We start from the raw sequence: 23,602 nt of genomic DNA, 5'->3' as shown, positions 1-23,602 counted from the left end.
CCTTCACTTCTTCTCCTGCTTCTTTGACTTTCCCTACGGTCTTAGCTTCTTCACAATTTCTTCTGCAATTTTGCGTATGCAGGGTATGGAACATCAACGAAATATGGGGTTGATTCTATTAATGGTGATGTATAAGGATGTGATAAGTATGCACAGCCATTTTCAGAGAGGTATTTGATAATTTTACATTTTACTGGAAATTTAATAGATTTTTTCTACTTTTATCAATTTATTACGGATATCTATAAATCTCTATCAAAAATTATTTGATTTTTAATATATTTTTATATAACAGTTTTCACTACATAATGTTTGTTTATCTATATTTTATTTATATATTTACACTTTTAATCAATATTTATACTGAATTTTCTAAAAATTGTGTTTACAAATGTAACCTTCCATTACTATAATTTGAGTTATCAGAAATATTGGAGGAAGATATATGTATACACTTCTTGGTTCGATTGCTCTATTAATTGTAGGGTATATCATATATGGAAAGTTTATTGAAAAAGTGTTTATTGTTAATGATGCAACACCGACCCCAGCTTATACAAAAGCTGATAATTTAGATTATATGCCCATGCCTGCCTGGAAGGGCTGGATGATTCAATTATTGAATATCGCAGGGCTTGGACCTATTTACGGTGCCATTGCAGGTGCATTGTATGGACCCGTTGCAATGGTTTGGATCGTATTTGGTTGTATTTTTGCAGGTGCCGTTCATGACTATTTTGCAGGGATGTTATCATTACGTCATGGAGGCGCACAATTCCCAGCACTTGTTCAACGTTATTTAGGTAAAGTAATGCGTGTCTTCACTGATATCGTTTCAGTAGTATTAATGGTTTTAGTAGCTGCTGCCTTTACTGCAGGACCTGCTGCTGTTCTTTCGTCAAAATTAGGATTTACATTTATGACAGCACTTATTGCGATTTTCATCTACTTCTTATTAGCAGCAATTTTACCGATCAATCAAATTATCGGTCGTATTTATCCACTATTTGGTGCAGTATTAATCATTATGGCCGGTGCGGTATTAGTATCACTAGTCACTTCAGGTATTGCGATTCCTGAAGTATCTTTAACTAATATGCATCCGAATGATTTACCGGTTTGGCCATTATTAATGATCACGATTTCTTGTGGCGCAATCTCTGGCTTCCACTCTACACAAAGCCCGATAATTTCAAGAACAATCAAGAAAGAATCGGAAGGTCGTAAAGTCTTCTACGGTGCCATGATTGGTGAAGGTGTCATTGCATTAATTTGGTGTGCGGCTGGTATGAGTTTCTATGGCGGTACAGAAGAATTATTACCAAAAATCTCCGAAATTGGTGCAGGTGGTGTAGTAGATGAAATTTCAATTGCATTACTTGGTACATTTGGTAGTATTTTAGCAATATTAGGGATTGTAATTTTACCAATTACAACAGGTGATACTTCATTACGTTCAGCACGCATGATTGTGTTAGACTTTTTAGGCTCTCGTTTTTCAAAAAATAGTACAACACCAATTTTTGCAACAGTTGCAGTTGCAGCACCCGCATTTTTCCTATCAACAATTGATTATCAATTCTTATGGCGTTATGTAGGGATGACGAATCAAATGGTTGCAACAGTTATGCTTTGGGTTGCAACATCGTATTTATTGAAATCAGGCAAGTTCCACTGGATTGCAGGTTTACCAGCCCTATTCATGACCTCTGTAGTATTTGTATACTCAATGGTAGCGCCAGAAGGATTTGCGCTTGCTTATGAAACTGGTGTCGTCATTGGTTTAAGCTGTACAGTCCTAGTTTCTTTCATTTATATTTATCAAATCTTTAAGCATAAAGCTTTTACAAATCCGGTATTTTTAACAGAGAAATAAGGGATTCAGACTTTTGCTAACTAAAAAATCTCGCTTTTTTATAATTCCTAAAAATGCGAGATTTTTGTTTTGAGTATGCTTCGACTTTATACTAAATGAATTCAAAATCTAAATTAATTTTACGTTAATCAATTAAAATTTCACGGAAGCTAAGCACTTTGGCTTTGCCCATTACTGCTTCCCTTCACTTCTTCGCCGGCTTCTTTCACTTTCCCACCGATGTCTTTTAATTCTGTCGTAGCCTCTTTGGCATGGGAAAGTATTTCACTTGACTCGTCCTTTACCATAGTAACTGGGAGAATAATATTCTCGTTAACTTTTTCATAAAGATTTTGAGCATCGCTTATAGCTTCTTTTAATACGGACGAAGCGGATTTAAGTCGCTCCTGCAAGTCATCCTTCACTTCTGAAGGATTATTTTTAACTTGGCTGTACATATCCATTGTTGAATCTTTCATATTTTTGGTTGTCACAGTTACTTTGTTTCTTGTATTTGCATCAAGCATTGAAAGCGCACCACCAATAACTGCCCCTATTATCATTCCTATTAAAAGCTTACCATTATTATCATTTTCAGTTGTTGTCGATAAGTTATTATACGAAGTTTGTGTCATAATGAATGCTCCTTTTTGGTTTGAATTTGTTAACTTATACCTTAGTTGCCCGATATTTTTCTCATCTAAACATTTTCAAAACCAGGTTATTCTTCTTTCCTTTAAAAGTAACCTAGAAGGATTTTTAAACTATATGAGCATATATCATCCATAAAGCGCCTTAACTCGATCGTTCATATTTATTGTTTTTGCTAGTATTCAGCCACTACGAAAAAAGGTACATCTCTTTTAAAAAAATAATAGGATTCATGCCTTTTATTGATTTTCTTTGTGTAAACCCTTATTTGAGTATGTTATATGTATAGCAATTTTTATTACTGCTTAAAATCTTCATAAGCACGGGAAGTTCTAAATAATCATCAATTACTCCATCTGCTTCTACATCAGTCCACTGATTATCTTTTTTCCAAACACTTGCCATACCTACACTTTGAGCAGCTCTCACATCGTTTTCAGGATGGTCTCCAATAAATAGGCTTTCTGAAGGTTCTATATTTAACTTTTCCAATGCATTTATAAAGATTTTGGGATCAGGTTTCTTGATTCCTTCCCATTCGGATACTAAAATTACGTCAAAATAACTTTCAATATTTAAAGCTTTAATGTTATCCATTTGGAACTGACCATATCCATTTGTAATCATACCTAAAGCGATTTTATTATTTTTTAACTCCTCCAGCATTTCATGAATATGAGCAAATCCCACACAATGATGTTTGAAATTGTCCAAATAATCTTCGAGAAGTTCTTCCCAAGTTACTGAACATATATTAAATTCTTCAATTAGTTGTTTGTACACTTTATCTTTCCATACATATCCATGATTATCTAGTTCAATAAACCGTGATACAAATTGCTCTTTTGGAATATGAGAAAGTATCTTATTCAGTCTTTCATATTGGTGGTTAATAAAAAAAGCTACTGACTTATCGCGATTTAATAAAGTTCCATCTAAATCAAATAATACAGCTTTAAACATGTTGAACTCCCCCTAAGCATATTATAGAATGTTATTCCACTATATAGCCGTGTAATTGAATAAAGCATATTTCTTATTTGCGAAAAGCGCATGATTGCGGAAATCTTATTCAGAATATCCAGCTACTATTTGAGAGCGTTGACTTTTCTCAGGTGCTATCTGAAATTCATCTACTACTATCTTTTATCCTTTTGGGTATATTACCTGCACAGTTTGTCTTAATTGTGTTTGCTTCTACACTGTTTACATCCATATGAAGTAGTTCCTCTCGATTACCAATTTTATGTCTCTCAATAATGGATGAAACTTTTATTGTTCATTATATTACCCTTCCGTTTCATTTCAGTTATACCAACAGTATAAAAATAACCCCATTTGTAAAAGCTTATCTACAGTTGGAGAGATTAAGAAGAACGTAGACAAGGAGAGCTTGTTATTCAAGCGATGAGTGACATTAATGAAAAACATGTTCAATATCAAACGAATGTTGTTGGTTATTTTATTATTAAATCTAATTGATGGCATTTGTACGGCTTGGGGACTCAGTAATGGATGGATTGAGGAAGCGAACCCACTGATGAGTTCGTTTTCGCCCTTAACAATCCTTGGAATAAAAGTCACCTTATCTGGTGCCATTTTGTTACTGTGGAAATCAAATTTCCCTGCAAGGTTAACCAATGTTTGGCGAATAGTTCTTTCTTTTGTTATGTTCTTATATACCGGGATATTTGTTCTACATATGACCTGGATAACTATGTTGTTGTAAAAAAGCAGAATTGATTCTGCTTTTTATTTTGGACAGCAATATAAATTCTCCTGTCCTCCCCTTCTAATCCCCCCTGATTTATTAAACAAAAACATAATCAAAATACTTCATATTCGTACTTTGTAACATGAATTTATTTTCTCAGTTTCCAAGCATTATTTTAAATAATACAACACCTGGCATTAAGACAAAATTCGACATTTCTAAAATTCAAATTCATTATGAAAAAGCGAAAGTTTAATAAAAACTTGAATACTAGTTCAATATATACAGATTTTTCACAAGGCTTTCTTCCCCCTCAAATTTATCGGTAAATTAGTTGAAAATAACATTAAAATAAACAACCAATTCTTTAACTCACTTTAATTCCTGAGTTTTCCAACAAACTACAAAAGAAGATTTTTCACTTTTTTGAATTAAGAATAATAATTAAATATTAGTTAGATACATAAAAAGTCCCTTATACAACCTAAAAGAAAAAAATGACCTTTAGACCTATTGCTCTTTTTATAGGTTAAACTAATCTTTTTGCGTAAAGGAAGATAAGATTTATTATTTTTACGTAATCTAAATAATCAGCTAAACCTTACCATTACTGATTTCCGCAATTATTCAACCATGTCCCATTGCCCTCTTTACCCTCTAAAAAATAGTTAATTAATTCCAAAAATATTTTCCAACTGAAATTTTCGACATAATACGATAAACAAATTTTTTTCCATAACCTAACATAGTACTTACATCTAGAGAATTCAAATTCAAAATTTAGTGATTTCTACCTTTATAACATAAAGAAAGGAGGAAAGGTTGTCCTTAAATTACAACCTACAGCTAAAAATTAAGTTTTAGATGTAGAAAGTGAATTAAAAATCGAAGGAGGAGTAAAATTGATGAAGAAAAAAAATTCTAAAAAAGCACTTAGTATTTTTGCTACTGCAGCGATGACGTTTTCTTTACTGACACCAGGTGTTGCTAACGCTCAAACAACTTCCAATCAACTCTATGAATCTTTTAGAGATTCGAGTTCGAGTAGTATTTTTAGTTCTGCACGCGAAAAATTGAATAAACGCTTACTTGAAAATTTCAAAGAGGATAACAGAGTAACATTCTTAGTAAAATTTAAAGATAAGGCAAATTCTACAGAAGTTGCCACGGCTGCTCGTCAAAAAGCGGTTGATTCAAACTTATCTGCTCTAAATGCAAAGTTGATTCAACGTTCTGCTGTTGTCTCTGAACTAAAGGCAACCTCTATTGAATCTCAACAATCAGTAATGCAATTCCTTGATAAAGAAGCGGCAAGTGGAAATGCAACAGATATAACATCCTTTTATATCGTAAATGCAATTGCTGTTACAGCAACTCAGGAAGTTGCAGAAAAAATCGCTACATTCGAAGAAGTTGAGAAAATTTTACCAAATGAAACACGTCAGCTCTTTACAACCAAAACTGAAAATGCTGTAACACCAAATGCAGAAGTTGCAAACGTTGAGTGGAATATTGAACGCGTCAATGCACCTGAAGTTTGGGAAATGGGTATAGATGGCTCAGGTACAGTAGTTGCAAGTATTGATACGGGCGTTCAATGGGATCATCCAGCTTTAAAAGAAAAATACCGCGGCTATAACTCAGCCACTGGAGAAGTTTCTCATGATTACAGCTGGTATGATTCGACTTCTGCAGGAAGAGCTACTCCATATGACGACGTAGACCATGGAACACATGTTACTGGTACAATGGTCGGTAGTGAACAAAATGGCTCAAATCAAATTGGAGTTGCACCTGGGGCGAAGTATATTGCTGTTAAAGCTTTCACTGCAAGCGGTGGAACAGATGCCGATCTATTAGAGGCAGCTCAGTGGATTTTAGCACCAACAGATGCTAACGGAAACCCGCGCGTTGATATGGCACCAGATGTTGTGAATAACTCTTGGGGCGGTGGCGCTGGATTAGACGAATGGTACCGTGATGTTGTTATTAACTGGCGTGCAGCAGAAATCTTCCCTGAATTCTCAGCAGGTAATACAACGTTCACTAATCCAGGTGGGGCTGGATCTGTTGCTGCACCAGCCAACTATCCGGAATCTTTTGCCACAGGCGCAACGGACATAAATAACTTAGTTGGTAATTTCTCTCTACGTGGTCCTTCCCCTTATGCTGAAACTAAACCAGACATTTCTGCACCTGGTGTTAACATTCGTTCATCTGTTCCAGGGGGAGGTTATGAAGGTGGTTGGAACGGTACATCGATGGCCGGCCCTGCTGTATCAGGTGTTGCTGCCCTCTTACGTCAAGTGAATGCAAATCTAACAGTAGATGAAATGGAACAGATTCTTCTAGACACTGCCAATCCACTAACAGACAGTCAATACCCTACTACACCAAACCATGCATATGGTTATGGATTAGTGGATGCATATGAAGCTGTTTCTTCAATTATTTCCGGATTAGGTACACTTGAAGGTCAAGTCACAAAAGCAGGAACTGATACTGAAGCACCTCAATTCGATCATACAGCACCACATGAAACTTATGCAGGGATGGATTTAAATTTAACCGTTTCAGTTAGCGATAACATTAGTGTTTCATCAGTTGTACTTAACTACAAAGATGAAAATAATACATGGCAGCAAATCCCTGCTGGACGTAAATCTGGTGATCATAAAGCTGGTGAATTCGCTGTAGTTATTCCGGGTGATTTAATCTCCGGCAATTCATTTACGTACAAATGGACAATTAATGACTTCGGTAACAATGAAGTAATCAGTGACGAGTACATTGTGGAAGTAAAACCAGGCATCACTGTTGGTTATTTCGAAAATTTTGAAACACAACCTATTGGCTGGTACTCATTTGGTACTAATGATAGCTGGGACTGGGGTGTACCAACATCTGGACCAGGAAATGCAGCCTCAGGCGAAAAAGTGTATGCAACCAACTTATCTGGAACATATGCAAACAGCATGAATGCGACACTCGTTGCACCTCCAATTGATCTACCTGAAGGAAACTCGTACCTCCAATTTAAACATTGGCATAACTTCGAACAAGCCAGCTCTGGTAGAGCGTATGATTATGGACATGTATTCGTGTCAACAGACCAAGAAAACTGGACACAATTATTAATGGTTCAAGGTCTATCAAATAGTTGGTTAGACGCAGAGGTTGATCTATCAGACTATGCCGGGCAACGTATCTATATTGGTTTCAATGCATTCTCAGATTCTAGTGTACAACGAGATGGCTGGTATATTGATGATGTAGCATTAGCTAACGTATCTCAAACTGGTAAAGTCTCTAAAGGTAAAAACAATAATAATGGAAACGGAAATGGTAAAGGAATTGACAACGGAAATAAAGGAAATACCAATGGCAACAATGGCAACAACGGGAACAACGGCAATAAAGGAAACGGGAAAGAAAAAGATGCATTAAAAGAAGCTGTAGATCCAAAAACAATTAAACCTGATGTACTTTCAAAAGATAAGGCACCTGAGATCGAAGTAATCAACAATCCAACACTTCTTCCATTAGGCGCTCAAATAAGTGTAATAGAGTCAGGACGTTCGGTTTATTCAAGCCCAGCAGACGGTTCGTACAAACTCACACATGGTACGGGCACATTTAATGTAAAAGCAGAGGCTTACGGTTTCGAATCTGAAGTACAAACAGTCACAATCGAGGCTGATAGCACTTCTACTGCTAATTTTACATTAGATGAAATTGAACAAAATACAATAAGCGGTACAATTACTGACGAAACAACAGGAGAAGCGATTGAAGGTGCAACAGTTATTTTAGTTGAAGACGCAAATATCGCTCCTGTACAAACAGATGCTGACGGTAACTTTGCCCTTACAGCATATGTAGGTACGTACTCATTAAAAGTAATTGCTCGTGGCTACCATGGAAAAGAAATCCCTGTTTCTCTTACAGGTGAGTTATCACCTATAAACATTTCACTTGAGCCGTTCTACACATATCCAGGTGGAGAAATAGGCTATGATGATGGCACTGCTGAAAATGCGCGTGCATTCAATGCAGCCGGAAATGCATGGGCAGTTAAAATGTCTCTTCCTGAAGGTAAAGAAAGCGGTATTGTAACAGATGGTGTGTTCCGTTTTTGGACAACTGAATGGCCTACTCCAGGCGGAACTGCATTTGCAGTGGAGGTTTGGGATGCTACCGGAGCAGACGGTACGCCTGGCAAACAATTAGCTGGCCCGATTGATGCAACGGCTCTTCGAAATGGTGAATGGACAGTCGTAGATTTAACAGATCACAATATTGTTGTAAATGGTGACTTCTATATGGTCTACCGTCAAACAGTTGCAAACCCGAATACACCAGGTCTAGCAACGGATGAAGATGGTAAAAATGCAGCAAGAAGCTATCAGCATGTATCAGGTGCATGGTCTACAGCTCCTGCAAGCGAAGGAAACTATATGATTCGCGCACGCGTTAGCTATGAAGTAGTTGGCCCAGTAATCACTTCTCCAGTAACAAACTCAATTACAAATGAGGCTGAAACAACAATTAATGGTACTGCATCTCCAACAACAACTGTTGAATTAAAACAAAATGGAGAAGTCGTTACAACAGCAGTAGTTGGAGACGACGGCAAATTTGAAATTAAAGCAAACCTAGTTGAGGGCGCTAATGAATTTTCAGTTTTTTCAAAATTAGATGGTCGCGTAACGGGCGAATCAACTCCGGTTTTAGTGACTTTAGATACGATAGCCCCTGAACTAACAATCGACAAACCTTCTAATGGCGAAAAAGTAAATCGTGAAACAGTAACTGTAGAAGGTTTAATTACTGATGAAAATATTGACACAGTAACTGTTAATGGCTTTAATGCAAAGATTAGTAACGGAAAATATTCGCACCGTATTCTTCTTGATAATGGAAAGAATGAAATATTAGTAGTTGCTACAGACAAAGCTGGCAACAGTATTTCTAAAACAGTTACTGTAACAGCAGATTTCGATGCTCCGATCATTTCAAATTTAACACCAGCTACAGACGTTACAATTACAACTGGTAGAACAGTTAAAATTGAGTTTGATAGTGAGCCAGGGTTAAAACCTACTTTTGTAATCCATATGCCACTAACAAACTTAGTTCAAAATGCAACTGAATTACCGATGATGGAACAAGGTAATGGTCATTATGTGGGCTACTGGACAGTTCCTGCTGATACCGTTGCAAATGGTGCAGTTATTGAAGTAATTGCAATCGATGACTTTAATAATGAAACTCGTCAAAAAGCTGAAGGTAAATTATATATTAATTTACCTGTAATTACAGAAGAATCTGGCGATGCAGCTGCTGAGGAACAATCTTCTAAAGAGGAAGATTTAATCGAAATGCCGAACTTAAATGATGAAAACTTAACAGTGACACCGTAACCAAAAATGAAAATATCCCAAGTTTAACCTACTAGAGCTACACCCCAAAAGTTTGAATAAAAACAGCCAGTATAAGTCGGAAAGGAAACCGAGCTTATACTGGCTGTTTTGTTGTATTTATAAAATAGTTATTGATCATTCTATATCTGACTTCTATGTTCGATTTCTGAATCAATATTTCTATGTTTAATTTAATAAATTATTTTTTAATAAACATTTGTGTCCAATAGTTACCATCTTCAACGTAACCTACACCAATATGCGTAAATTTTGCATCCATAATATTTGCTCGGTGGCCTGAACTATTCATCCATGCATCCATTACTTGCGCAGCTGATTTTTGACCTTTTGCAATATTTTCACCTGCCGCTGTATAGCTGATACCGAATTTTTTCATCATATCGAATGGTGACCCGTAAGTTGGGCTTGTATGGCTGAAATAATTTTTGTCATGCATATCTTGTGATTTATATTTCGCAACACGTGCTAGCTCCCAATCGATTTTAAGTGGTGCTAACCCTTGCTGTGCGCGTTCCTTGTTTACTAGGCTTACTACTTGCTCTTCTACTGCTTGTTGTTCATTTTCTGAAATAGTAATTTTATCTCCGACATAGATCATATCCGGATTTTTTAATGTAGGGTTTAAAGAAATTAATTCGCTTAGACCAATTTGATTTTTAGAGGCAATTTTCCAAAGCGTGTCCCCACTTTTAACTGTATAAGTAGCTGCAGATGCAGTAGCTGGTAGCGCAAATAGCATCATACTAAAGAACAACACGATACTTTTTTTCAACATTATTGAATCATTCCTTTCTAGTTGTCTGTTACAAGCTTACTAGAGAAAGATTGTGATTTCACTAGGGAATGAATGGCGCTTCTTTTGCAAATCCATAACAAACATTACAATTGTGACAATCGCTTGCTGAAAGTGGAAAATTCGTTTTAAGAATGGAAGCAAAAGATGGTAGTATGGGGTTTGATTTTGGTGGAACATACGATGAAGTAAAATTACATGAATTGATTTCTTATACAATGGGAGATGGAAGGAAAGTTAAAATCATCTTTAAAGGTCAAGGAGCCAACACTGAAGTAATTGAAACGTTTGACGCTGAAACTGAAAATCCAATCGAGTTTCAACAACAAGGATGGCAGGCTATTTTAGATCATTTCAAACAATACACAGAGCAAACTACCTAATAAATGAATATCTATGTTTACTCTGAAATATTGTTCTTAGATGATTTATCATTCTATCCAAATAAAAATCTAACAAAAAAAGCTGTATGAAAAGCTTATTTGCTCTTCATACAGCTTTTCTGCTTTTCATAATGAGTTAATCAACGTACTATTTAAATGCTTGCGCTGCCTTTACAGCTTTGCCCCAGCCTGTATATAAAGCTTCGCGCTCTTCTTCGCCCATCTCAGGCTCAAATTTATGATCTAAATTCCAGTAATTTGAGATGTCATCTAATGTCTCCCAATAGCCTACTGCTAAACCAGCCAAGTATGCTGCCCCTAAAGCGGTTGTTTCATTTACAACCGGGCGATCTACTGGCACATTTAATAGGTCTGATTGGAATTGCATTAAGAAATTATTTCTCACCGCGCCGCCGTCAACACGCAACGTGCTTAACGGAATTCCTGAATCCGCTTCCATTGCACCTAATACGTCACGCGTTTGATATGCAAGTGACTCAAGTGTAGCACGTACGAAATGCTCTTTTTCTGTACCGCGCGTTAAGCCGAATACTGCACCGCGTACATCCGAATCCCAGTAAGGCGTTCCTAGTCCAACGAATGCCGGTACAACATACACGCCTTCAGAAGATGTTACACGTGCTGCATATGCTTCACTTTCCTCCGCTTTACGGAACATACGTAACCCGTCGCGCAACCACTGGATAGCAGAGCCCGCTACGAAAATACTTCCTTCTAGCGCATACGTTACTTTGCCGTCTAAGCCCCATGCGATTGTCGTTAATAAACCATGATCAGATTTTACCGCTTTTTCACCTGTGTTCATTAACATAAAGCAACCAGTGCCATATGTATTTTTCACCATTCCTTGCTCGAAGCAAGCTTGCCCGAATAATGCTGCTTGTTGGTCGCCCGCAATACCTGCGATTGGAATTTCTTGACCGAAAAATTTATCTGCATCCGTATGACCGTATACTTCAGAAGAAGATCGCACTTCTGGAAGCATCGAAGCTGGAACTGTTAAAATATCAAGTAGCTCTTCATCCCAATTCAAATCATAAATATTGAACATTAATGTTCGGGATGCGTTTGAATAATCGGTTACGTGCACTTTACCGTTCGTTAATTTCCAAATGATCCATGTATCAATCGTACCGAATAAGAGATCCCCATTTTCCGCTTTTTCACGAGCGCCTTCTACATTGTCCAAAATCCATTTCACTTTTGTCCCTGAGAAGTACGCATCAATGAGCAAGCCTGTTTTATCGCGGAACGTATCATTTAAGCCACGCGCTTTTAAATCTTCACAAATTTCTGCTGTTTGTCGTGATTGCCAAACGATTGCATTGTAAATTGGTTTACCCGTATTTTTATCCCATACGACTGTCGTTTCACGCTGGTTTGTAATACCAATACCTGCGATTTGACTTGCGAGTACATTTTTCTCAGATAACACTGCCGCGATACATGAAAGCACGGAAGACCAAATTTGTTCCGGGTTATGCTCTACCCAACCTGATTCTGGGAAATATTGCGGGAACTCTTGCTGTGCTGTATGAAATACCGTACCATTTTTATCAAATAAAATTGCACGTGAACTAGTTGTACCTTGGTCTAGCGCCATCATAAATTTTTCTGTCATCTTCAAATCCTCCTACTCTTCTACTCTTCTACTTTCGATACTGTCATTTGTGCAGCTACGAATACCGCCGCTACTACTACACTGAAAATCCAGAATAATGTTGCATCTGCTCCATTCCAGATAAAGCTAAAAAATACTGCTCCGTAAACACCGCCGATAATCGGGGCAACTACAGGTACCCATGCATACCACCAAGCTGAATCTCCTTTACCTGGAATCGGTAATAGCGCATGTGCAATACGTGGACCTAAGTCACGGGCCGGGTTAATCGCATAACCAGTTGGACCACCCAATGCCATACCAATAACAACAATTAAAATACCGACTAAAAATGGATTTAATCCTGAAGTAATTTCGTTTGTCCCTAAAGCTAAAATCCCTAATACTAATGCGAATGTGCCGACCATCTCAGCAATCATGTTTGAAGGAATATGTTTTACTGCTGGAGTTGTTGAGAATACGCCAAGTTTTGCACCTTTGTCTTTTGTGCCTTTCCAATGCGGTAAATAAACAAAGTAGACTAACACAGCACCTAAAAACGCTCCTAATAGTTGTGCAACGATAAACAATGGCACATCCGCCCATGCAAAATTGCCAATTGTTGCAAGAGCAATTGTTAATGCCGGGTTTAAGTGTGCTCCGCTAATGCCCCCTACTGCATATGCTGCCATCGCTACGGCAAAGCCCCATGCAAAAGTGATGACGACCCAACCGCCACCTTGACCTTTTGATTTGTGCAATGAAACACCTGCTACAACGCCACCACCGAATAATATTAGCAGCATCGTGCCGACCAACTCGGCTGTAAATGTTGACATTCCATAACCTCCTTAGCTCATGTATATTCCGTTAATAAAATAGTTAGAAGAAAAAAAAGTCCGCAAGTAACAATTGTTTCACGTATTTACGTAAAACAATTGTACATGCGGACTCCTTTACTCAACCACGTATTTATTGACTTAGTAATCATAATAGTTTGAAATTATTCATTAGTCAACAACTTTTTGGAAACGTTTCCACAATTCTTTATTGGAGGTAGTAATGGCAATTGCCCCTGCATCAAATGCCAGCTTAATTTGCTCATCCGTTCGAATTAAGCCCCCTGTAATAACAGGAATACCTGTTTGCGTAGATACTTCCTCAACCATTTCCGGGATAACACCTGGAAGTAATTCAATAAAGTCCGGGGCCGTTTGTTCAAGGAGCGAATAACTTTTTTCAAGCGCAATTGTATCAATTAAAAAGACACGTTGAATCGCCAATATACCGCGGGATTTCGCTTTTAAAATCATATTGGAGCGTGTAGAAATAATGCCTGCCGGGCGAATATCATTACATAAATAATCCGCGGCAAAATTATCCGTCTTCAGACCGTGTATTAAATCTGCATGAATAATTAATTTTTTTCCATGACGATCGGCCTCTTGTTTTAGCGAGCGTAATTGACTTAAATGCACTTCTAGCAATACGATATATTCGAATTCACTTTTTACTACTTTATCAAACTGTTTAATTGTTCGGGCAGCAGGAATAATTTTCTGATCATTAAACGGCATAACATCCTCCTATATTTAGAAATCTGTTTATATTAATATGGCTCATCGGCTGCGTTAATTCAAATCTCCCACGCAATCGATGAGCCAAAATTATATCACAATATCATTTTACATTATTTTGCGGTTGTTGCACGCTTAATTTCAATGTTCAACAGTTCTGTATACTCCGATAATTGGGCATCTGACCAATTTAACTGCTGTGCCATATGTGCAATGACTGCATCCTTATGTGCCAATACCGAAGCAATATTAAAGAACATATTACCTGTACGGCGGACGAAGAAATCGACAGGTGTCGTCACAAGCTCATGCTCGATACCATATTGTAGCTGCGCAAATAAAGCTTTCGGCATCGTGTCTTTTGCTTTTGCCACATAGCTAAATACTTTTTCAACATTCGAGCCATAATGCTGTGCTAAATACGCCGCTTCTTCTTTCGTTAAGCCCGCTTTCACACCTAACTCTGTCTTTTTCGAAATAAACGTTTGGATATGTTTTGAGCCGCCTACTTCACCGCCAGAAATCGGGATGTTTTTTGTAATACAAGGTTTGCTCTCTACACCAAATTCCGCTTTTAGGCTCGCTGAAATTTTATCTACAACTGCTTCCGCCATTTTACGATAGCCTGTTAATTTACCGCCCGCAATTGTAACTAAGCCTGAATCAGATTCCCATACTTCATCATGACGGGAAATTTCTGATGGTCCTTTTCCTTCTTCATGAATTAACGGACGTACACCCGCCCAGCTTGATTCAATATCCGCATCCGTCACTTTTACATTCGGGAACATATAGTGGATGGCGTTCATAATGTAATCGCGATCGGATTGTTCGATATCCATATTGCGCGGATCCCCTTCATAAAACGTATCAGTCGTACCAACATACGTTTTACCGTTACGCGGAATCGCAAATACCATACGGCCATCCGGTGTATCAAAATAAACCGCCTGTTTTAACGGGAACTTTGACTCATCAAATACGATGTGCACACCCTTTGACAAAATTAAATGCTTACCGCTTGTTTTGCCTTCAATGCTACGAACATCGTCTACCCATGGACCCGCTGCGTTCACGACTTTTTTCGCATGAATTTGAATTGTTTCATTCGATAGTAAATCTGTCGCTTCAATGCCGATAATCTTTTTCGCATCATTATATAAAAAGCCTGAAGCTTTCGTATAGTTTGCTAAAACGACACCTTTTTCAATCGCGGTTTTTGCAACTTCAATTGTTAAGCGTGCATCATCAGTACGGTATTCAACATAAACACCGCCGCCTAATAAATCGCCTTGCTTAACTAACGGTTCTTTTTCCAATGTTTGCGCACTATTTAACATGTAGCGGCGCTCTGATTTTTTTACCCCTGCTAAGAAATCGTACACACGTAACCCAACAGATGTAGAAAATTTACCGAATGTACCACCTTTATGGAACGGTAATAACATCCATACAGGTGTTGTAACGTGAGGACCATTTTCATACACGATCGCACGCTCTTTTCCTAACTCGGCTACTTCTTTAATTTCAAATTGTTTTAAATAACGTAAACCGCCGTGCACTAATTTTGTTGAGCGGCTTGACGTACCTGCCGCAAAATCCTGCATTTCAACTAATGCGACTGATAATCCGCGCGTAATGGCATCGAGTGCAATCCCCACACCTGTAATACCGCCACCGATAACTAAAACGTCATATTCTTTGCTCTGTAAATCATTCATGATGACTGAACGTTGTAATGATGAAGCTGTTGACATAATAATTCCTCCTTAAATGTAGACAAAAAAAGAGAGACCTTAAAGCACCACACAAATATCGCTTTGTGCGTTCTTTAAGGTCTCTCTTTAACTCAAACCGGTCTATTAACTTGACCTTATCTTAACGCCACAGAAGGAAAAATGCAAGACATTTACATTATTAGTTCTGATTTGATCAAATCCGGTAAGTCAAAATTAACATTATATTTAATCTTTTAACCAAAAAACAGGTCAAAAATATTTGAGGCTGAAGACGATTTTTTATTATAGAACTCTGAATATCCACAGTTATTGCAGTAAACGACTATAAACTGATTGTGCTGAACATCAAACATTTTGGATAACCCTGTACCAGTCATCGCCACCTCTTTCTTGCTCGCATCCTTACTTCCACATTTTATACAGCCTTTTTCAGACATATATAGTCCCCTCTCCCACTTTACGATTTGTTATACTTTTATACGGAATCGAGTGGAAAAAAGTTTCAGTAATTACGAGTTCGATAAATGGAATCAACGCTATCCTTAAAACGCCTTGCTAATCGTTGTCATGATAAATATCGAATTCAAATTCCCCATTTACTTGATTGGCAAATGCAATTGCCTTTTTATTCATAACAAGCCCACGTGTTTGCTGACAATTAAAACAAACAACCGTAACTAATTTACATTTCAAATTGTAATTATCTTTATATTTTTTAATAATCTCTGTTGAGTTATATAGTGTATTTACAATGGTATGAATTTGTTCCTCAGGATGGTTTGTCATTATGTAATCTACCCCGTACTCCCATGCAGTTTCAAATCTTACATGTTTTGTTTTACCTCGAATACATTCCTCACCTTTTCTGTATGCTTCTGTTGGAATGATTCCTATTTCTCTAGTGAATTCCTCCAAAGGAAAATCCTCTCCAAATAAAGTAAAGTATGCTCTCGTTTCTGTACAATATTCTTCGATCTTGAACACCTCAATTTTATGCCCTCATTGGGTTCTGAAAAGACTTACATTCACTTCAAGTAGAGTTTCTCCAACCGATAATCCTCAATCAAGTCAATATTTCTTTTATTAGCAATATAGTTCTTTATTTGCTGTGTTATATTGGGCAGCAGCAAGATTGAGTCCAATTCTATTATAGGAATCCATTTCACCGCCGTTTGATTAAGGTCTGGATTTTCGGGTAATTTCGGGATCGATCGATTCTTTAAAGTACATTCAAAAATAAGGTGAAGTCCATGTTTGGCATTCACATCATAATCACCTGATTGCTTATGCGGTGGAAACTCATAAATTAATGCTAACGGTCCAACTTCAACTTCTGCCGTAGTTTCTTCAAATACTTCTCTAGCGACACCTTCAATTATTGTCTCCCCGGGTTCCAGCCCCCGCCTGGTAAATTATAATGGATTCCATTATCATCATACTCTACTAACAGTACCGAATTGTTTTCGATGATCAATCCTGTACATCGTATTCTTACATGTGACATTTTCCCACCTCTTTTTCTTCTATTTAATTAGATACTCAGTGTTTTTCCATACAGTACATTTTTGCCATTGTGTATGCATGTGATGTAAACAGTTGTGTATTGATCTGCTTCGACTTAATCAAACTATCCATTTCATTAAAATTAATTAAATTAATTGTAAGCTCTTCTGTGTCATCTAAATCTTGTTCGAATTTCTTAAAAGCATCAAGCAAGAGAAAAGTAATTACTTTGTTATTTTGTATAGCGGGGTTAACCATGAATTCTCCAAGTAAAATAGGCTTGCTTTCTGAAATATAACCGGTCTCTTCCTTTACTTCTCGGATTATCGCTTCCTCATACGTTTCATTTTCTTCGATTTTCCCAGCAGGGACTTCAAGGTAAAATTCATTGCCCGCATAACGGTACTGTTCAACAAGGACAATCTTGTTTTCCTTTGTTATTACGACACCGTTTACCCAATCAGAATATTCGTTTACATAATAATCATCTATCACAATACCGTTAGGAAGCTTGCATTCGTCTTTTCGAATATTGCCAAAAGGACTTTTATGTATATACTCTGATTTTAAAGTTTTCCATTTATCCATAATTACCTCCATAAATTCACGCCAAAATCCAGGCTTTTTAATCGAGCTTTCCATATGCAATACCTCATAAATTTTAACATATTTATCCAAATAATACTTGTTTTTCAATCCTTGATTCATAAAAAAACGAGCATGAATCCTTGTAGCAGGTTCATGCTCGTAAATAGATATGGATATTTGCTAAACCAAACCTCTAATAAATCCCTTTTGTCATTTCCGCCTACCCGCCTACTTCCAAAAGAAATTCAAAGGAAAAAGACATAGATTATTACGAATAATCTATGTCTTTTATGTCAATTATTTTGAAGATCATTTATACGATAAAGGCAAAGTATAAAAGAAATAACAGGCAAAGCACATACATAATCGGGTGAATTTCTTTAGCACGCTTTTGTGCGATGAGACAAATAGGATACAGCACAAATCCTAACCCAATCCCGATAACCACACTAGAAGTTAGCGGCATCATAATAATTGTTAAAAATGCCGGAATGACGATTTCTAACTTTGTCCAGTTGATTCTACGGATTTCCATGGCCATCAGTGCACCGACAATAATTAATGCGGCGGATGTTACTTCCACAGAAATAACGCTAACAAGTGGTGAGAAGAATAATGCAACGACGAAACATGCTGCAATAACTACTGATGTAAAGCCGGTTTTTCCTCCCACAGCAATACCAGCAGATGATTCAACGCTTGTAGCAGGTGTTGATGTACCTAATACAGCTCCAATAACACCGGCAGCTGAATCAGCAAGTAACCCTTTTCCGATATTCGGAATTTTATTGTCTTTCATCATGCCTGCTTGACTTGTTAGTCCAATTAATGCACCTGCTGTGTCAAAGAAGGCTACAATTAGGAACGTGAAAATCACTGTCAGAATTTCTGCTGTAAAAATTTCATCTAAATGACCAAACACAACACCAAATGTCGGTTCAAGGCTTGGAATACTACCAACGATTGAAGAGGGTACTTCGATTTTACCGAAAAGCATACCTACAATTGTTGTAATGACCATAGCGTAGAAAATACCGCCGTTAATGCCTTTTACTAACATGATGATTGTAAGGAAAATACCTAGAATTGCTAATAAAGTCATCGGTGAAGTTAAATCGCCAATCGCCACAAATGTATCTGGATTACCAACAATAATGCCACCGTTTTTCAATCCAACAAATGTGATGAAAAAACCAATACCAGCAGCGATTGCGAACTTCAAATCACTTGGAATAATATTAATAATTTTTTCGCGAATTTTAAATAAACTTAAAATCAAGAAGATGATGCCGGCAACAAAAACACCTGTTAACGTGACTTGCCAATCAATGCCCATCCCAATACAAACTGTAAAAGTAAAGAAGGAGTTTAATCCCATACTCGGTGCAATAGCGATCGGGAAGTTCGCAAGTATACCCATAAGCAATGTGCCGATAATAGCAGTTAGCGCAGTTGCAGTGAATACAGCTCCGTGATCCATTCCAGATTGACTTAGGATAATGGGATTGACGATCAAAATATAGGCGATCGATAAGAAGGTCGTGATTCCTGCAAGTGTTTCCGTTTTATACGAAGTACCCCGCTCTGCAAATTTGAAAAAGTTTTTCATGTTGTAATCTCCTAGTTGCTATAATGTTAGCAATTAATTTATTATCCTAGAACAAAAAAAGCTTTGACCAATAAGTGGCCAAAGCTTCTCTACAAAATGGAATAAAAATAGACTTAATTTCCCATTACTTGTAGTCAGCTATTATCGGTAGCTGGTAGAAACTTTCAAGCCATCTTCTTGAATTTATACAAGGTATATTATATTTTCTAAAAACAATAGTAGAATAATACCAAGTTAAATTTAAATCGTCAATAGAATAAATAACCATATTTTTTTGTTTTATTAATATATAAATATTCAAAAAAGAGCAAAAAATCAGCACTATCCAAAACTTGTAAGCAAAACCAAAATTCCGTTTTAATACCGTGAATCAACACAGACGGTCACATCGAATTCGTGTGCAAAAATGATTTCTCTAAAAAAAATTTACAAGCATCACATTATAAGCAGGGATAGTGGAGCTGATTACAATTGCTCTGTAAAATCCGATGCGAATGCGTACTCATCGATACTGAACGGTGCATTGAATATGCGTCAGCTAATGTGTGTAATTAATTCTTTGTAGACGCATCATATATCTTATAAAAAGGCTCGATGCCAGTTAATGCAATCGAGCCTCTAATTCATTATTTAAAGGTAGTTAACTCTTTTGATACTGTATTTATAAAATCATTATCAAACCTGTAAATGTGTTTGCCTTCAGTATTATTTACAGTAATTGCATCATTAATCATTCCGCCACTTAAAGATATTTGTTTGAAAGATTTAATTTCCTTTTCTAACAAATGTTCAAGAGATATATTGTTTAATGTACGTCTTAATGATTCTTTTAACTTAGTTGAAGAAGTTTCATTTTCCGCTTGATCTATTACTGCTTCCATCAGCTTTAAAAGGTTACCTTCATCTAGATTGTTAGGCTCTGTAGCAGCCATCATTAATGCTACGATCCCTTCTCCATTTAAATGATTTACCCCTTCTTTAAAATTCAATGACCCTTGAGTAATCCCTCTCACTGTAATATTATCCTGCAAACCATACTCTACACCACCTATAGAATCAATGAGCGAAGAAAAACTTTTCAAATCAATTACTGCATGACAATCAATCGGTATATCAAAAAGTTTAGAGACAGTTGTTCTTACATTTTTAGAGCCACCATAATTATAAGCAAATAACAGTTTATCATTATAAGTAGTCCCATCATTATTTACAGCGACAGGTGCATATGTATCATGAGGGATTGATACTACTTTAATCATTTGTTTGTCTGTACTGTACGAAAGTAAAAGATTGAGGTAAATTCGATTATCCATTTCTTCAGACATAACCGTAATTAGAGTTGTTAACACTTTTGCCTCTTCTATTCCTTTTGTGCTTGCAACTGTTGAATTCGTTTCTTTACTTAAACTAATGCTGTTTATTTCTTTATTAATAAGTCCAGGAAACATTGATGGAAGTAATAAAAATAAACAGAGACCTACAATTAATAAAGCGGTTGTGATCGGAATAATTTTGCTTGGTAGAATTAAAGACCTTTTTTGTATTCCACCTTTTTGTAAGCTATGAATTTTTTCGAACACTTCATTACGGTCCTCTTTAGTAAAGTTCAATTCTTCATCTGATATATCATTAAATTTACCTCTGAATCGTTTATCTCCCATTAAGTTCTGCCTCCTTTATCATCGGCTCTAACCGGTGTTTCGCTCTTCTTAACCGAGTTTTTACAGTATTCACAGAGATATCTAAAACACCGGCTATTTCGTCTGTGTTTAATGAATTATAGTAGTATAGAAAAACAACTTCCCGATATATTTTTGGAAGAGATAAAATGATATCTTTTATTTCTTCATCTTTATATTTATCAATTACTGTTTTTTCTATTGATGGTAGTACAGCCTTGGTTGTTTCATTAATAATGCTTTTAACCTGTACCATTTTGTAATGCCAGCTTTTTAAATAATCCTTGCATTCATTAATTGTTATTCGATAGAGCCATGTTTTGATTTGCGCTTCAAATCGATATGAATCCAGATTGTTATAGCATTTAATAAACGTATTTTGAACGAGGTCCTTCGCAATTTCTTTATCTCTCACATAGGATAATGCAAGCCGCACCAGTTCAGTTCCATATTCGATCATTATTTTTTCTAATAAATGATTCTTTTCTTCACAGTCCAATATACTGCCCCCCCTTACAATTAGTTTCAATTCCGTTATTAGACGATTGTCATTTAAATACAGGTTCAAATTTCCACTAAAATAATTATGTAATATTAAAAAAACCTGTATCTTTGATTATCGAGTAATCATAGATACAGGCCGTATAATCTTTTATTTCTTACTGTATTGCTAAAGAGATCATAACGATTGAAGTTCATCCACTGTTACAAATTTATAGCCTTCGTTCGTGAGTTCTCTTAAGATCGTTTCAACTACTTGCGAAGTCCCGCCGGTTCGATCATACATTGGGTGAAGCAAAATAATTGAGCCCGGTTTAACGTTTTCCAGTACATAATCTACTTTATCATCAACGCTTGTATAATACGTTTCCGGTTCTAAAGAACACATAATGGTCTCCCTGTTGTACTTATTTAAATAATACGGTAAGCCTATCAATTTTTTTCCGTAAGGTGGGCGAAAATCGATTTCTCCCTCATACCCGATGTCTCTGATTAGTTCATCTGTTTTTTCTATTTCTTTTTTTATAAATGAAGGCGATTTTAAAACCATTCTTTTATGCGAATAAGTATGATTTCCAATTTGATGGCCAGCTTCTACTAATTTTTTTGCTTCATCAGGATGTTTTTCAATTTCATTTCCGATAAGGAAAAACGTAGCTTTTGCCTTGTATTCGTTTAGTAGAGGCAAAATTTGATCCACATTCTTTGTTGGACCGTCATCAAAAGTTAAGGCTATTACCCTTTCCTTTGTTTCTGCTTGGTAGGTCAACCCTCCAAAAAATTGAAACGTTCTTAATTTCGTAACTTGGAATAGAACTGCAAATAAAAGAGCCATTAATATAAATGCAATTATTAATTTCTTTGTCATCTTCGGTTCCTTTCATTACAAACCTTTATACAAAACTACTGTACAAATATACGCATTATTATTAATAACGAGACCCACTACCATGCCAATAAACCAAAAAAATCTGTCGTAAACACTGCGAGTAAAAAAACTGAAATAACCACTAGTTGTACAGCCGTAAAAATGTAATCATTCTTGTTTTCTGCATATCTCTTCTCCATAATGATTCTAACTAGTTCTGTTAATATAATAAAACCGAACATAAGTATATGCGTTTGTAAAAACCAAATGTGCTTTGAAGGATCTTCCCTGACGTTAATAAAAAAAACGAATAACACAAAGACAATAAAAGTAATTCTAATGACCCAATCTATTTTTTTATGTTGTTCATTTACATGGTTATAGGAAAAGAATTTTTTCTTTTTCACGTTTAACCGTTTTCTTAAGAACTTGTTCATTAAAAATAGTACAAGTCCAAAAATTGATGATATTAAAACTAAATTTGTTATAACATTATCCACGATTTTTCACCACCTAATTTCTACTTCACAACTGCGCATTGTTTTTGAATTCATCTTTTAACAATCCATAGTAGGTCAAATCATAAAACTGTCCAAAGCGTGATACATGTTGTTTTAAAGTACCTTCATATTTCAAACCGATTTTCTCCATTACCTTCCATGAACCAGTGTTAGATGTAAATGAAGCTGCAAATATTTTATTTAATTTAAGCTGGTTAAAACCATATTCCAACAATGATTTAGCAGCCTCTGTGCCATAGCCAATTCCCCAATACTCTTTACCAATCCAATATGCTAATTCTCCTCTTAGATACGGAATGGATAAATTTAAATTTATCAGTCCAATTAACAGTTGTGATTCTTTATGAACAATCGCAAACATTATAACTTTATTATTTTGTTCTGCAGATTGGATGCTTTCTATAAACTGACAGGCAGAGCCTTTCGGGTATGGATGTGGTATGTTTAGTGTAGACTTTGCTACATCATACTCTCCGGCCAATTCTTCAATTCTGTCTGAGTCTTCTAATGTTAATGGTCTTAATAGTAATCTTTCGGTTTCTAATATGTGCATCAT

Annotated in this window: 21 protein-coding genes, 1 pseudogene and 1 riboswitch; of the genes and pseudogenes, 4 read left to right on the top strand and 18 right to left on the bottom strand. The window is 36.3% G+C overall.

All coding sequences use genetic code 11. The annotated features are described in order from the left end of the window. Positions 1 to 445: 445 nt before the first annotated feature. Entirely contained in the window at positions 446 to 1,876 is a 1,431-nt protein-coding gene (locus ABS917_RS16255) for a carbon starvation CstA family protein (RefSeq protein WP_350479988.1), read from the top strand. Between the two features lie 149 nt (positions 1,877 to 2,025). Here ABS917_RS16255 and ABS917_RS16250 read toward each other — a convergent pair whose 3' ends face one another. Together ABS917_RS16250 and ABS917_RS16245 are read right to left on the bottom strand one after the other, a co-directional pair. Next, positions 2,026 to 2,490, bottom strand: coding sequence for a YtxH domain-containing protein (locus tag ABS917_RS16250; protein ID WP_350479987.1), 465 nt, complete (start codon positions 2,488 to 2,490; stop codon positions 2,026 to 2,028). 280 nt (positions 2,491 to 2,770) lie between these two features. Beyond that, positions 2,771 to 3,469, bottom strand: coding sequence for an HAD family hydrolase (locus ABS917_RS16245; RefSeq protein ID WP_350479986.1), 699 nt, complete (start codon positions 3,467 to 3,469; stop codon positions 2,771 to 2,773). A 457-nt stretch (positions 3,470 to 3,926) separates the two neighbouring features. Between ABS917_RS16245 and ABS917_RS16240 the strand changes: the two genes are divergently transcribed. Further along, on the top strand, positions 3,927 to 4,235 hold the full coding sequence (locus tag ABS917_RS16240; RefSeq protein WP_350479985.1) for a DUF5658 family protein: 309 nt from the start codon (positions 3,927 to 3,929) through the stop codon (positions 4,233 to 4,235). Positions 4,236 to 5,125: 890 nt separating this feature from the next. Next, positions 5,126 to 9,643, top strand: a complete 4,518-nt coding sequence (locus ABS917_RS16235; RefSeq protein WP_350479984.1) for a S8 family serine peptidase — start codon at positions 5,126 to 5,128, stop codon at positions 9,641 to 9,643. A gap of 199 nt (positions 9,644 to 9,842) precedes the next feature. Here ABS917_RS16235 and ABS917_RS16230 read toward each other — a convergent pair whose 3' ends face one another. Further along, a complete protein-coding gene (locus tag ABS917_RS16230; protein ID WP_350479983.1) occupies positions 9,843 to 10,439 on the bottom strand; it encodes a CAP domain-containing protein in 597 nt (198 codons plus the stop codon). A 122-nt stretch (positions 10,440 to 10,561) separates the two neighbouring features. Here ABS917_RS16230 and ABS917_RS16225 point away from each other — a divergent pair. Continuing rightward, a pseudogene (locus ABS917_RS16225) lies at positions 10,562 to 10,840 on the top strand (SRPBCC domain-containing protein); the annotation flags it as partial. A gap of 148 nt (positions 10,841 to 10,988) precedes the next feature. Here the strand turns inward: ABS917_RS16225 and glpK are convergent. The 15 genes from glpK to ABS917_RS16150 form a co-directional block, all read right to left on the bottom strand. Beyond that, positions 10,989 to 12,482, bottom strand: a complete 1,494-nt coding sequence (gene glpK, locus ABS917_RS16220; protein ID WP_350479982.1) for a glycerol kinase GlpK — start codon at positions 12,480 to 12,482, stop codon at positions 10,989 to 10,991. A 20-nt stretch (positions 12,483 to 12,502) separates the two neighbouring features. After that, a complete protein-coding gene (locus tag ABS917_RS16215; protein ID WP_350479981.1) occupies positions 12,503 to 13,300 on the bottom strand; it encodes an MIP/aquaporin family protein in 798 nt (265 codons plus the stop codon). Positions 13,301 to 13,471: 171 nt separating this feature from the next. Further along, positions 13,472 to 14,038: a glycerol-3-phosphate responsive antiterminator gene (locus ABS917_RS16210; protein ID WP_350479980.1), complete on the bottom strand. Its 567-nt coding sequence runs from the start codon at positions 14,036 to 14,038 to the stop codon at positions 13,472 to 13,474. A 113-nt stretch (positions 14,039 to 14,151) separates the two neighbouring features. Beyond that, a complete protein-coding gene (locus tag ABS917_RS16205; RefSeq protein ID WP_350479979.1) occupies positions 14,152 to 15,795 on the bottom strand; it encodes a glycerol-3-phosphate dehydrogenase/oxidase in 1,644 nt (547 codons plus the stop codon). 215 nt (positions 15,796 to 16,010) lie between these two features. Continuing rightward, complete coding sequence (locus ABS917_RS16200) at positions 16,011 to 16,214, bottom strand: zinc ribbon domain-containing protein (RefSeq protein WP_008403962.1); 204 nt, start codon at positions 16,212 to 16,214, stop codon at positions 16,011 to 16,013. A 118-nt stretch (positions 16,215 to 16,332) separates the two neighbouring features. Beyond that, the gene (locus tag ABS917_RS16195) at positions 16,333 to 16,761 is read right to left on the bottom strand and encodes a DUF4279 domain-containing protein (RefSeq protein ID WP_350479978.1); all 429 of its coding nucleotides are present in this window, start codon (positions 16,759 to 16,761) and stop codon (positions 16,333 to 16,335) included. 41 nt (positions 16,762 to 16,802) lie between these two features. Beyond that, complete coding sequence (locus tag ABS917_RS16190; RefSeq protein WP_350480001.1) at positions 16,803 to 17,153, bottom strand: NUDIX hydrolase; 351 nt, start codon at positions 17,151 to 17,153, stop codon at positions 16,803 to 16,805. Beyond that, positions 17,153 to 17,281 carry an NUDIX hydrolase gene (locus ABS917_RS16185; RefSeq protein ID WP_350479977.1) on the bottom strand — a complete coding sequence of 43 codons (129 nt, stop codon included), beginning with the start codon at positions 17,279 to 17,281 and terminating at the stop codon, positions 17,153 to 17,155. The genes ABS917_RS16190 and ABS917_RS16185 overlap by 1 nt, the downstream gene beginning before the upstream one ends. Positions 17,282 to 17,316: 35 nt before the next feature. Further along, the gene (locus ABS917_RS16180; protein WP_350479976.1) at positions 17,317 to 17,868 is read right to left on the bottom strand and encodes an NUDIX hydrolase; all 552 of its coding nucleotides are present in this window, start codon (positions 17,866 to 17,868) and stop codon (positions 17,317 to 17,319) included. A gap of 313 nt (positions 17,869 to 18,181) precedes the next feature. Continuing rightward, complete coding sequence (locus tag ABS917_RS16175; RefSeq protein WP_350479975.1) at positions 18,182 to 19,477, bottom strand: NCS2 family permease; 1,296 nt, start codon at positions 19,475 to 19,477, stop codon at positions 18,182 to 18,184. A gap of 111 nt (positions 19,478 to 19,588) precedes the next feature. After that, positions 19,589 to 19,688, bottom strand: a riboswitch (purine riboswitch). Between the two features lie 415 nt (positions 19,689 to 20,103). Continuing rightward, positions 20,104 to 21,138 (bottom strand): LCP family protein, encoded by a 1,035-nt coding sequence (locus ABS917_RS16170; RefSeq protein WP_350479974.1) that lies wholly within the window; start codon positions 21,136 to 21,138, stop codon positions 20,104 to 20,106. Next, complete coding sequence (locus tag ABS917_RS16165; protein ID WP_350479973.1) at positions 21,128 to 21,655, bottom strand: sigma-70 family RNA polymerase sigma factor; 528 nt, start codon at positions 21,653 to 21,655, stop codon at positions 21,128 to 21,130. Before ABS917_RS16165 ends, ABS917_RS16170 begins: the two co-directional genes overlap by 11 nt. A gap of 180 nt (positions 21,656 to 21,835) precedes the next feature. Next, the gene (locus ABS917_RS16160; RefSeq protein ID WP_350479972.1) at positions 21,836 to 22,525 is read right to left on the bottom strand and encodes a polysaccharide deacetylase family protein; all 690 of its coding nucleotides are present in this window, start codon (positions 22,523 to 22,525) and stop codon (positions 21,836 to 21,838) included. Positions 22,526 to 22,602: 77 nt separating this feature from the next. Then, on the bottom strand, positions 22,603 to 23,025 hold the full coding sequence (locus ABS917_RS16155) for a DUF4181 domain-containing protein (protein WP_350479971.1): 423 nt from the start codon (positions 23,023 to 23,025) through the stop codon (positions 22,603 to 22,605). Between the two features lie 25 nt (positions 23,026 to 23,050). Further along, positions 23,051 to 23,599 (bottom strand): GNAT family N-acetyltransferase, encoded by a 549-nt coding sequence (locus ABS917_RS16150; protein ID WP_350479970.1) that lies wholly within the window; start codon positions 23,597 to 23,599, stop codon positions 23,051 to 23,053. Between the last annotated feature and the right edge of the window lie 3 nt (positions 23,600 to 23,602).

This window comes from Solibacillus sp. (genome assembly GCF_040273735.1).
Classification (GTDB): domain Bacteria; phylum Bacillota; class Bacilli; order Bacillales_A; family Planococcaceae; genus Solibacillus.
Note: the sequence above shows the minus strand (reverse complement) of the source record. Positions and strands in the feature narration are given on the sequence as shown.

What these genes read in the sequence shown, in the direction of transcription:
- ABS917_RS16255 (WP_350479988.1), top strand. Translation starts at nt 446, where the DNA reads ATGTATACACTTCTTGGTTCGATTGCTCTATTAATTGTAGGGTATATC.
- ABS917_RS16250 (WP_350479987.1), bottom strand. Translation starts at nt 2,490, where the DNA reads ATGACACAAACTTCGTATAATAACTTATCGACAACAACTGAAAATGAT.
- ABS917_RS16245 (WP_350479986.1), bottom strand. Translation starts at nt 3,469, where the DNA reads ATGTTTAAAGCTGTATTATTTGATTTAGATGGAACTTTATTAAATCGC.
- ABS917_RS16240 (WP_350479985.1), top strand. Translation starts at nt 3,927, where the DNA reads ATGAAAAACATGTTCAATATCAAACGAATGTTGTTGGTTATTTTATTA.
- ABS917_RS16235 (WP_350479984.1), top strand. Translation starts at nt 5,126, where the DNA reads ATGAAGAAAAAAAATTCTAAAAAAGCACTTAGTATTTTTGCTACTGCA.
- ABS917_RS16230 (WP_350479983.1), bottom strand. Translation starts at nt 10,439, where the DNA reads ATGTTGAAAAAAAGTATCGTGTTGTTCTTTAGTATGATGCTATTTGCG.
- glpK (WP_350479982.1), bottom strand. Translation starts at nt 12,482, where the DNA reads ATGACAGAAAAATTTATGATGGCGCTAGACCAAGGTACAACTAGTTCA.
- ABS917_RS16215 (WP_350479981.1), bottom strand. Translation starts at nt 13,300, where the DNA reads ATGTCAACATTTACAGCCGAGTTGGTCGGCACGATGCTGCTAATATTA.
- ABS917_RS16210 (WP_350479980.1), bottom strand. Translation starts at nt 14,038, where the DNA reads ATGCCGTTTAATGATCAGAAAATTATTCCTGCTGCCCGAACAATTAAA.
- ABS917_RS16205 (WP_350479979.1), bottom strand. Translation starts at nt 15,795, where the DNA reads ATGTCAACAGCTTCATCATTACAACGTTCAGTCATCATGAATGATTTA.
- ABS917_RS16200 (WP_008403962.1), bottom strand. Translation starts at nt 16,214, where the DNA reads ATGTCTGAAAAAGGCTGTATAAAATGTGGAAGTAAGGATGCGAGCAAG.
- ABS917_RS16185 (WP_350479977.1), bottom strand. Translation starts at nt 17,281, where the DNA reads ATGTCACATGTAAGAATACGATGTACAGGATTGATCATCGAAAACAAT.
- ABS917_RS16180 (WP_350479976.1), bottom strand. Translation starts at nt 17,868, where the DNA reads ATGGATAAATGGAAAACTTTAAAATCAGAGTATATACATAAAAGTCCT.
- ABS917_RS16175 (WP_350479975.1), bottom strand. Translation starts at nt 19,477, where the DNA reads ATGAAAAACTTTTTCAAATTTGCAGAGCGGGGTACTTCGTATAAAACG.
- ABS917_RS16170 (WP_350479974.1), bottom strand. Translation starts at nt 21,138, where the DNA reads ATGGGAGATAAACGATTCAGAGGTAAATTTAATGATATATCAGATGAA.
- ABS917_RS16160 (WP_350479972.1), bottom strand. Translation starts at nt 22,525, where the DNA reads ATGACAAAGAAATTAATAATTGCATTTATATTAATGGCTCTTTTATTT.
- ABS917_RS16150 (WP_350479970.1), bottom strand. Translation starts at nt 23,599, where the DNA reads ATGCACATATTAGAAACCGAAAGATTACTATTAAGACCATTAACATTA.